Annotated in this window: 7 protein-coding genes; 3 read left to right on the top strand and 4 right to left on the bottom strand. The window is 42.3% G+C overall.

Annotation, left to right across the window (positions count from 1 at the left end):
• Nucleotides 1-29: 29 nt before the first annotated feature.
• From IJT21_11640 to IJT21_11625, 4 genes are all read right to left on the bottom strand, one after another.
• Nucleotides 30-1,385 carry an MBOAT family protein gene (locus IJT21_11640; protein MBQ7578903.1) on the bottom strand — a complete coding sequence of 452 codons (1,356 nt, stop codon included), beginning with the start codon at nt 1,383-1,385 and terminating at the stop codon, nt 30-32.
• Nucleotides 1,386-2,888, bottom strand: coding sequence for a tripartite tricarboxylate transporter permease (locus tag IJT21_11635; protein MBQ7578902.1), 1,503 nt, complete (start codon nt 2,886-2,888; stop codon nt 1,386-1,388).
• Between the two features lie 15 nt (nt 2,889-2,903).
• Entirely contained in the window at nt 2,904-3,347 is a 444-nt protein-coding gene (locus IJT21_11630) for a tripartite tricarboxylate transporter TctB family protein (GenBank protein ID MBQ7578901.1), read from the bottom strand.
• A 75-nt stretch (nt 3,348-3,422) separates the two neighbouring features.
• Complete coding sequence (locus tag IJT21_11625) at nt 3,423-4,700, bottom strand: hypothetical protein (protein ID MBQ7578900.1); 1,278 nt, start codon at nt 4,698-4,700, stop codon at nt 3,423-3,425.
• A 921-nt stretch (nt 4,701-5,621) separates the two neighbouring features.
• Here IJT21_11625 and IJT21_11620 point away from each other — a divergent pair.
• The 3 genes from IJT21_11620 to IJT21_11610 all read left to right on the top strand — a co-directional run.
• Complete coding sequence (locus IJT21_11620) at nt 5,622-8,390, top strand: flagellin (GenBank protein ID MBQ7578899.1); 2,769 nt, start codon at nt 5,622-5,624, stop codon at nt 8,388-8,390.
• 140 nt (nt 8,391-8,530) lie between these two features.
• Complete coding sequence (locus IJT21_11615; GenBank protein MBQ7578898.1) at nt 8,531-8,932, top strand: flagellar protein FlaG; 402 nt, start codon at nt 8,531-8,533, stop codon at nt 8,930-8,932.
• 98 nt (nt 8,933-9,030) lie between these two features.
• The coding region (locus tag IJT21_11610; GenBank protein ID MBQ7578897.1) for a flagellin at nt 9,031-9,309 on the top strand (279 nt) is incomplete at its 3' end.

Below are 9,309 nucleotides of genomic sequence, written 5' to 3'. Positions count from 1 at the left end.
TGCAGGCTCATAAAACTTTTCTCCCGCTCCTAAAAATTGAAGTATATAAACGGGTTATAGCTCGAACTCACTATTTCGCAGATTGACACTATCAGCACAAACACAAGCCATATCGACTCAATCCAAGTACGCCGGAATTTATTAACAAATGGAAATATCCCGATTAAACTTGCAAGCAGCACAACCCACGAGCCTTTTACATACACTATAAAGCCTGAATCGCAAAAATTATTCGCATTCAATCCCAGCATTGATGAAATATAATTTATTCCTGACGCTATACTCTCAGACCTGAATATAACCCACGCAAGAATCACTATAAATAGCGTATAGACGTGCGAGAAAATTTTTAGATGCTGAATAATTCTTGTCTCCTTCTCGAATATCAGCACAACAAAATATATTAATCCCCATAAAATAAACGTCCAGTTTGCACCATGCCAAATTCCCGTCAAGAGCCAGACCGCAAAAATATTTAATATATGACGCACTTTATTGACTCGGCTGCCTCCTAACGGTATATAAACATAATCCCGGAACCATGTAGATAATGAAATATGCCACCTGTGCCAAAATTCTGTTACGCTGCTTGAAATATACGGATAATTGAAATTTTCGCTGAAATGAAAACCGAACATCAACCCTAGCCCTATTGCCATATCACTGTAACCGGAGAAATCAAAATATATTTGCAGTGTATAAGCAACCGCCCCCAGCCATGACATCATTACAGACGGATTCACTATATAACCGAAAATATTATCTGCTATGACGGCCAAGAAATTAGCGAGCAGAATTTTTTTCCCAAGACCGTAAATAAAGCGTCTCACACCTTCAGAGAAATCATCAAAATTTTCATGTCTCGTTGTAATCTCGCTCTCAATCTGATTATAACGCACGATAGGCCCTGCAATTAACTGCGGGAAAAACGAAATATATAATGCAACATATAAAGGATTCTTCTGTGGCCTTGAAGTCCCGTAATAGACATCAAAAACGTATGACATCATTTGAAACGTGAAGAATGATATACCAATCGGAAGCGCAATATTTACACGAATCGCATTATAGCCCGTCAAAGCTGCTATATTTGCCGTGATGAATGACGCATATTTAAACACTCCCAATAACGCAACATCAAGCATTATAGCAAGACTCAGCCAAAATTTTTTATGCTCACTCCCAGCCATTAACAAAACTAACAGCCAATTTGCAATTATCGACGCAAGCATTATAAATATAAATACAGGTTCGCCCCATGCATAAAATAATAAGCTCGTGAACAGCAAAATATAATTTCGGGCTGTCCTGCCCTTCAACGCATAATAAATCACGAGAAGGACAGGTAAGAACACAAATAAGAATACTCCGGACGAGAAGACCATTTACTCTTCATTAACTCCTTTCGACATTTTGTCCATTAAAATCGGCGATAATACACCGAGAACGCATAAAACTATTAACACCCAGCACACAGGAGTCGAGAATAAAATTTTCGGGTCTCCTCCTGATAATAATAGCGAGCGTCTAAGACCTTTTTCACCAATCGGGCCGAGTATCAAAGCTAAAACTATTGCAGCATTGTTAAGCCCGAATTTACGAGCAAGCCAGCCTATTACTCCGAATATAAGCATTATTACAACGTCAACAAAATTTTGATGAATCGCAAACGAGCCTACTACACACAAAATCGTTACTGAAGGGATTAATATTGCGTCGCTCAATCTAGCAATGTGAGCAAAACCTCTGCAGCCTAATAAACCTATACCAAGCATGAAAAATTGAATCAGCACAAATCCTGCAAAAAATGTGTATGTCATTTTCGCTGTCTCGCCTACAAATAAATTCGGTCCTGGGGTCAAACCCTGAATAATTAAGCCTCCCATTAATACAGCTGTAACACTTTCGCCGGGGATTCCAAGAGTCAACATCGGAATCAATGAGCCGCCTGTTACTGCGTTATTTGCTGCCTCACTTCCCGCGACTCCTTCATATGAACCGTGGCCGAATAATTCTTTATGTTTTGAAAATTGCCGTGCTGTGTTATATCCCATGAAACACGCGATAGAAGCTCCTGCACCGGGCAAAATTCCTACAAGATTACCGATTATCCATGAACGGCCGATAGTTGGCGCGATTTCGCGTAATTCTGATTTTGTCAGAAGCATTCTATCATTAAATTCTGTAGCTCGTGCACGCTGCTTAATTTTTGACTCTGCCAAAACTAGAGCCTGACTCATCGAGAATAAACCTATTAATGCGCATGTTACGTTAATTCCTTCATATAATGACGCTTGGCCGAACATGAATCTTTTAACACCGTGCATGGGATCCATTCCTATTGTCGAGAGTAATAAACCTAATGCACCGCTCATTAAGCCTTTGACCATTGATTTAGACGAGACACCCGCAATAATCGTGAGTCCAAATATCGAGAGCCAGAAATATTCAGGAGATCCGAATTTCATAGCTAACTGGCCAAGCAAAGGCGCAAAGAAATAAAGCGATATACACGAGAGCAGACCTCCGAAAAATGACGCAATACACGCCGTCCCGAGTGCTTTTCCCGCCTGACCCTTCAGAGTCATTTGATAGCCTTCAATCGCTGTTGCAGCACTCGCAGGAGTCCCAGGTGTGTGAATTAATATCGCAGAAATCGAACCTCCGAAAATTGCCCCGCAATAAATCGCACCTAACATAATCATTCCCGTTGATGCTTCCATTGAAAATGTCATAGGCAGCAATAAAGCTACTCCCATTGCAGCAGATAAACCGGGAAGACAGCCGATAATAATTCCGATTGTAACACCTGCAGTCATCGCTAAAAGATTCACCGGCAAAAACGCGTGTATAAATCCTCCGGCCATTAATGATAAAGTTTCAGTCATCGTTATAACCTCCCATTAATCAAATAATATTCCGGCGGGGAGTCTGACTTCAAGAAATAATGTGAACGCGCAATAAACTAACGCAATTATCACAATTTCAGCAAGAACGGCCTGCCAAATTTTAACGCGCAAAAATAAAAGTGTTACACTCATAAATAATATACTCGCAAGATAAAAGCCTGCATACGGCATTATGGCAAGATAAATTACAATCAGAGCTAATATCATAAAAAATTGAACGGGCAGAAAATTTTTGAAATCTTCCAACCCGCTCGTAACGCCTTCACGAATCGCAGCACGAATCATGTTAATCACGTGCAAAGTCGTCAATGCGGCTAATAAAGCAATCACGCACAACGGATAAATTTGCGCAGCTTTCGGAAGTTGCAGAGTCATATACAGGAAAAATGCGCAAACCCCGTACATCGCGAGACAGACTCCGATATCTGTTTTCTTCATATGTGAGTAAATCCCCTTTCAGAATAGAATTTATCTCACAATATACCCCGTCAAATATTATTTCGCAATTAAAAGCTATGAGCCTTTCACAAATTTTTTAGTTGCATAATAAATTTTGTCGCCGACTATTGAGTGAATGAAATTTTTGAACGTTAAGTAAACAAAACCGGGGAATCTCCGCCATTGTAAGAGATATGCGCTAAGACGTGAAGGGAGCTTTACGCCTCTGCGCTTTAAGAATAAATACGGGTCAGGCTCATTGCTGGAGATAATATTTTCAAAGTGGTTGAAGACTGCAATTTTTTTCTCGCGCCACGAAATTTTTTTATACGTATCGAGGTCAAATACTCCGCTGAAATTTTCTAGTTTATTTATTGCTTCCAACGCTAACAGAGTCGCGGTACATTTAGCGCATTTCGAGCAATTACGGGCATTAGCAGCATCCATGTAGCAGACGTTCAAATATTTTTGCGCGATATTCCAATCTGCAATGCGTTCAACTTTTTCATTGCGTTCATATTGGCAGCCGTCGCTTATTAATTCGAGTCTATCCGTACGAATCAGCGGCACTGAATAACTTTCCGAGAATTGAGCAAAATCACGGTCATGAAAATTTTTCCCGAACGTCAAAATCTGATTATAACTATACGTGCTCGAGACATAATATTTATTTAACGCCTTCTCAAGAGCAATTATACACGACCATATTGCAAAATAACCGGCTTTAGGATCTGAACCGACTTTGTGTGTAAACGCGTGAATATTTGAATTTACTTGATAAACCGGCAGGCCAAGCTCATCTGCTGCGCGTTTGTTTTGTTGGGAGTGAAGGAAATAAACTTTTTCGCATTTTTCGCCGTAATTGCCGAATGTACCAGTATTAAATAAGAACAGTCCATTAATTTTATATTCAGGGTCGGACTCATTAACGAATCTGTCATAAATCGTAGTCAGCGAGTCAACCCCGCAAGAAATTCCGGCACCGATAATATTATGGTCTCCATCACACTCTTTGAAGCAGTCGACAGTTACGTTAATTCTCGACAAATCATCGCTGAAATCGCATAAAATTCTTTGCAGATAATTATTTATATTTCTGTAGAATCTTTTAGAGACGCACCCGTGAATATGTAAATCGTGTTTGTAATACATTCCCAAATACAACGGCACAAGCAGAAACGCATTATAAACATCATCAGCAAGCATTCCGGCATTCTCATCTTTGACGGCGAACCAGATATTTTTTTCTGTATCGCTTAAGAAGTCATGCCCCCCCCCCCCCTGTGTAATTTCTGCAATTAATTTCGTCCAGCCGTTAGACGACTCTTTGTGTAGATTGCTAATATGAATCATAAAAAATTTCCTCCTTTACATACTTTGAAATAAGATTTTCGAGGATGTTTCCGGGCGAATCAAATTCTGCAGAATATTCTATCATGAGAGATTATAAATATTTAGTGTATAATAAAACCATCTGGGGAGTTCGGACGTTGAAGGAAAAAATTTGGAGTGCTTAATTGGGGATAACGAGTCCCCGTTTCAGAAACGAACTCTAAGACGGAAATGGATTAACAATTTTTGAATAAGTCGAATTAATTTCGTAACGGCTCGTATTAGTTCAGTGATGGCTTGTACGAGCTGTGTTGTTTTATCATGAGCGAATATAAATATTAGTGTATAATAAAACCGTCCCTGGGGAGAACAGGACAGTACAAAAACGGGCTTACCTAATGGGGGTTGCGATCCCCACATCAGGAATAACCCAACGAATTAGGAACGCTAGGATTTTTTGAATATTCGGATTAACTCCGTAACGGCTCGTATTAGGTCAGTAATGGCCTGTACGAGTTTTGTTATATTCATCATCCTTATTCCCTCCTTTCTTGGCCAATACTCAGAGGGACACCCCTGGTAGCCTCTCCCGCAAACTTCACGAGAGACTTCCCGTAAAAATTTTATCATAAAACTTTTTCTCATCCGCTAAAGTCATGCACACAACGCACCGAAAATGTGAATGAACAAAGAAAAACGCCCAGCAATTAGGGCAACTAACACAGCAAACCTTTTCGCGAAAAGTATAAAAGGTTTATAATGTAACAAAGCGCACAGCCCGACTCACTAGGACACGCAGCCGGATCATCACATAAAACGGGCGCGAGCGTTTAAGGGTGAAGGTCTGAGTCCAAGTGTTAAGGCAAAAACTTTAGTTAGTTCCTTACACATGGAAGGCAAGGAACATTTAAGAATTTACAAGGAGGTTTTGTAACTATGTCAATGGTAATTCAGCATAACATACCGGCTTTACAGAGTTACAATATTGTTAATAACACAAGTAACGCTCTGCAGAAGTCAATCGCCAAACTTTCAAGCGGTCTTCGCATTAATTCAGCCGCAGACGACGCAGCAGGTCTCGCAATTTCCGAGAAAATGCGCGCACAGATCAGAGGACTCGATAAAGCAGTCGCCAACACTCAGGACGGTATCAGCTTAATCCAGACAGCAGAAGGCGCACTCAGTGAGACTCATTCAATCCTTCAGAGAATGCGCGAGCTTTCAGTCCAGGCAGCAAACGACACATTAACACAGCAGGACAGAAGCTACATTCAGGTTGAAATCGACCAGCTCAACGAGGAAATCACCAGAATCGGCAACACGACTCAGTTCAACAAGAAAAAATTACTCAACGGTGAAGCAGCAGCACTCTGGAGCAGCGACGACAACGAGACAAAAGCTATCATCAACGGCGGTCTCCGTAAGACTGATCAGTTTGGACAGAAAGTCTCTGTAGAGGGCAACTATAAGATTCGCGTTAAAGCAGATCCCGGACAGGGTGAAGTTCAGAAGTCCGACATCATGAAGGTAAAACATGAGAACGTACTTATGAACAAGTCTGTAAATACTGACGGGGGCGTTAAAGATGTTTCCGTTGACAGTGTAGCAGCAGGCAGCTACACAATGTCTTACTATACTGCACCGCAAAATGCTGCTACTGCACAGCTCACTGCAGCTTATGGACTTGGCGGCAATCAGTATGACGCGACAACCGCAATTACATTCAATGCTACTACTGCGCCTGTTACCAAAATTAGCATTCAAACGACTGATGGCGTAGAAATTTGGTCAACATCGGGTTCTGATATTTTCGGTATCGGCGAGAATACCAGCTTCTCAGCAGCAGATCAGCAAACTTTCTTCACTGGCGGTTCAGCAAGCACAGGCCAAGTATTTGCAGGTGTTGAGGATGAAATTATTGCAGCAGCAAGACAGAAGGGTATCACACTGGATTCTGGTGGATTTACAGCAGGTTCATTTGTTACTCACACTATCGACAGGCCTGCACCTGGTCTTAAAATAGTATATGAGGGCGGCGGAAATGGAGTTAGCCCAACCACAACAGGTATTACTCCGCAGGGTCCAAACTATACTGATGCGTCTAATTTATTTACCGTTAATGTTGGTAGCAGCACTTATGATAATGCCAGCGTACTATTTGAGGTTACCGGTATTAATGCAGTAGATCAAACAGTAACCCTTAAAGCAACTGCCAGCCTTCTTTCTCAGGACGGTACAACGACCACAGCAACGCAGGATAACATCATTCTCGGAGGACAAAACCCTGCTCCTGTATATCTTACAGAAATTTTTGGCGGTACTGGCGGTACTGGCGGCACATCAACAACTATTGAACTTAGTGGATCTCTAAGTTTAATTGATGAGAACGCAAAATTTGTCTACTCTATTACTCCTACAACTGACACTGCTACTAACCATATGGCTGTTCAGGTTGAAGGTTCTCTTGACAGTGGCTGGTCTGACAAATGGGACGGCGGCCCCTTCAGAGGTAATACACTTGAGTACACGTTGAACTCTGACAAGACAGCAAACACAGAAATTCACTTCAAAAACTATTTCTTGAATGAGAAAACCGGTGTTGCTGAACTCGGCGATATAATAATGTCAACTGAGCCGACTTTCAAAAATGGCGGAGCTATAGCTTCTCTTCAGGACGGAGATATACTTGCCAGCTTTGACGCTGCATATGTTGGCAAAGTTGCAAAGGGCGACGTTAAACTCCGTGACCTTGACAAATTCTGGAACTCTGAGGGTGTATTTATGCTCGACGATGCCAAGACGATCACCCTCAATCAGGCGAACGGCAACACGGCAAGCGTAACCCTTTACGGATATGACACGCTCAATGACGTAGCAAAGAAGCTCAATGACGCAGTAGCAACAGGTCTCGGCCAAGCAAAATATGTTGATGATGCTACAAAATTTGTAACGTTCGTAGACGGTGCAACAGTCGGCTCAGAGTCTGTAGAAGGAACATTCCTTATTCGTTCGGCAGTACCAGGCAAAGAAGGCGAGATCACCCTTTCTGGAGATGAAAATCTCATAAATGCTCTCTCATTGAACACGATTCAGAAAGCCACTGAGACAACATTTACTGTTGATGTAAGTAACGCACATACCGGCGAGACAATTGCATCAAACGTGAAAGTAACCGGCAACGTAGCACACGGCTTAATCGATGATAACGTTGATATCGAGTTCAGCTCGCTGAAGGGCATTAACGCGTCGTGGAACAGCAAGCTCAACAAGTTTGTATTCTCATCATCAACGCAGGAAACAACGCTTCATATCGCAGACAACACGACAGTATTGCAGATCGGCGCAAATGAGGGCGAAGATATGTCACTCAACATCGGCGACATGAGATCACATGCACTCGGACTCGACGGCGTAAACGTAATGAGCCATGACAGAGCAGCACGCTCAATCACGATCATTGACAACGCTATTGATAAAGTCTCCACTCAGAGAGCAAATCTCGGAGCTTATCAGAACAGATTAGAGTACACGGCGAACAACCTGACGACAGCCAGTGAGAACCTGACCAGCGCAGAGAGCAGAATCCGCGATACAGACATGGCGAAGGAAATGATGAACTTCACGAAGCTCAACATTATGCTTCAGGCCGGAAACTCAATGCTCGCTCAGGCAAACCAGCAGCCGCAGAACGTCCTCAGCCTGATCCGTTAGTAGTCAGTCTTCAGGATAAGTTATTTAATTTAATCGCGCATTTAACGGGGGAAGGGGGGTTATCTCTCTTCCCTTTTTTGATAACAAATTGCGCGTTAAACTGGAGGCAGCAGCACTAAACGGAAGCAGGTGGTTGAGTCATGAAGCTGGATTATACCCTTCCGGCTTATATTCAATCAGCTGCAGCAGAACATCAGCGTCAGGTTGTCAAGACCCGGACACTTGGGAATACAGGCCCGGATTTGCCGGAACCAGCGCGATATAAAAAAAGTTCTGACACTCAGGCACGCCGTACAAATGAGCAAAGCAAAGCAACACAATTAGCGGACAAGGCAAAAAGTGAAGTTATTGACAAGGCTTCAGAAATGCGGCATCTCAAGTATGATGTTATCGAGGACGCTGATATTGTGCAGGTCAGCGTGATTAACAGCTCGGACGGGACAATAATTCGCAAGTTTCCGCCGGACAAAGTTATAAATCTCGTGCAGAAGATTCGCGAGAAAAGAAAATCGAGACATAAATCGCTCGATATGAAGTTATAAATATTTAACCCCCGCAATTGCGCCGAACCCGTGAAAGCGGGGGAAATTAATTTTTTTTCAGGGATGAAGATTTCACACAAGGAAGGTGATGAATTAGAATGTCTATGATTATGAATCACGATATAACGTCCTTAATGGGTCAGCGGATAATGATGCGTAATTCTCTCGCCATGAAACGCTCATTAGAGAAATTATCAACGGGACTGCGCACAAAAATAGCCGATCTTGACAACACGGCAGGACTTGCAATCAGCGAGACTATGAGATCCCGTATATTTGGCATGGAGAAAGCATTATATAACACTCAAGACGGAATAAGCCTCATTCAGACAGCTTCGGGCGCACTTGAGCAGACAAATTCAATGCTTATGCGTATG

The organism is Synergistaceae bacterium (assembly GCA_017443945.1).
GTDB lineage: Bacteria > Synergistota > Synergistia > Synergistales > Aminobacteriaceae > JAFUXM01.
The sequence above is the reverse complement of the archived record's forward strand: the minus strand, read 5'-3'. Positions and strand labels throughout refer to the sequence as shown.

What these genes read in the sequence shown, in the direction of transcription:
- IJT21_11640 (MBQ7578903.1), bottom strand. Translation starts at nt 1,385, where the DNA reads ATGGTCTTCTCGTCCGGAGTATTCTTATTTGTGTTCTTACCTGTCCTT.
- IJT21_11635 (MBQ7578902.1), bottom strand. Translation starts at nt 2,888, where the DNA reads ATGACTGAAACTTTATCATTAATGGCCGGAGGATTTATACACGCGTTT.
- IJT21_11630 (MBQ7578901.1), bottom strand. Translation starts at nt 3,347, where the DNA reads ATGAAGAAAACAGATATCGGAGTCTGTCTCGCGATGTACGGGGTTTGC.
- IJT21_11625 (MBQ7578900.1), bottom strand. Translation starts at nt 4,700, where the DNA reads ATGATTCATATTAGCAATCTACACAAAGAGTCGTCTAACGGCTGGACG.
- IJT21_11620 (MBQ7578899.1), top strand. Translation starts at nt 5,622, where the DNA reads ATGGTAATTCAGCATAACATACCGGCTTTACAGAGTTACAATATTGTT.
- IJT21_11615 (MBQ7578898.1), top strand. Translation starts at nt 8,531, where the DNA reads ATGAAGCTGGATTATACCCTTCCGGCTTATATTCAATCAGCTGCAGCA.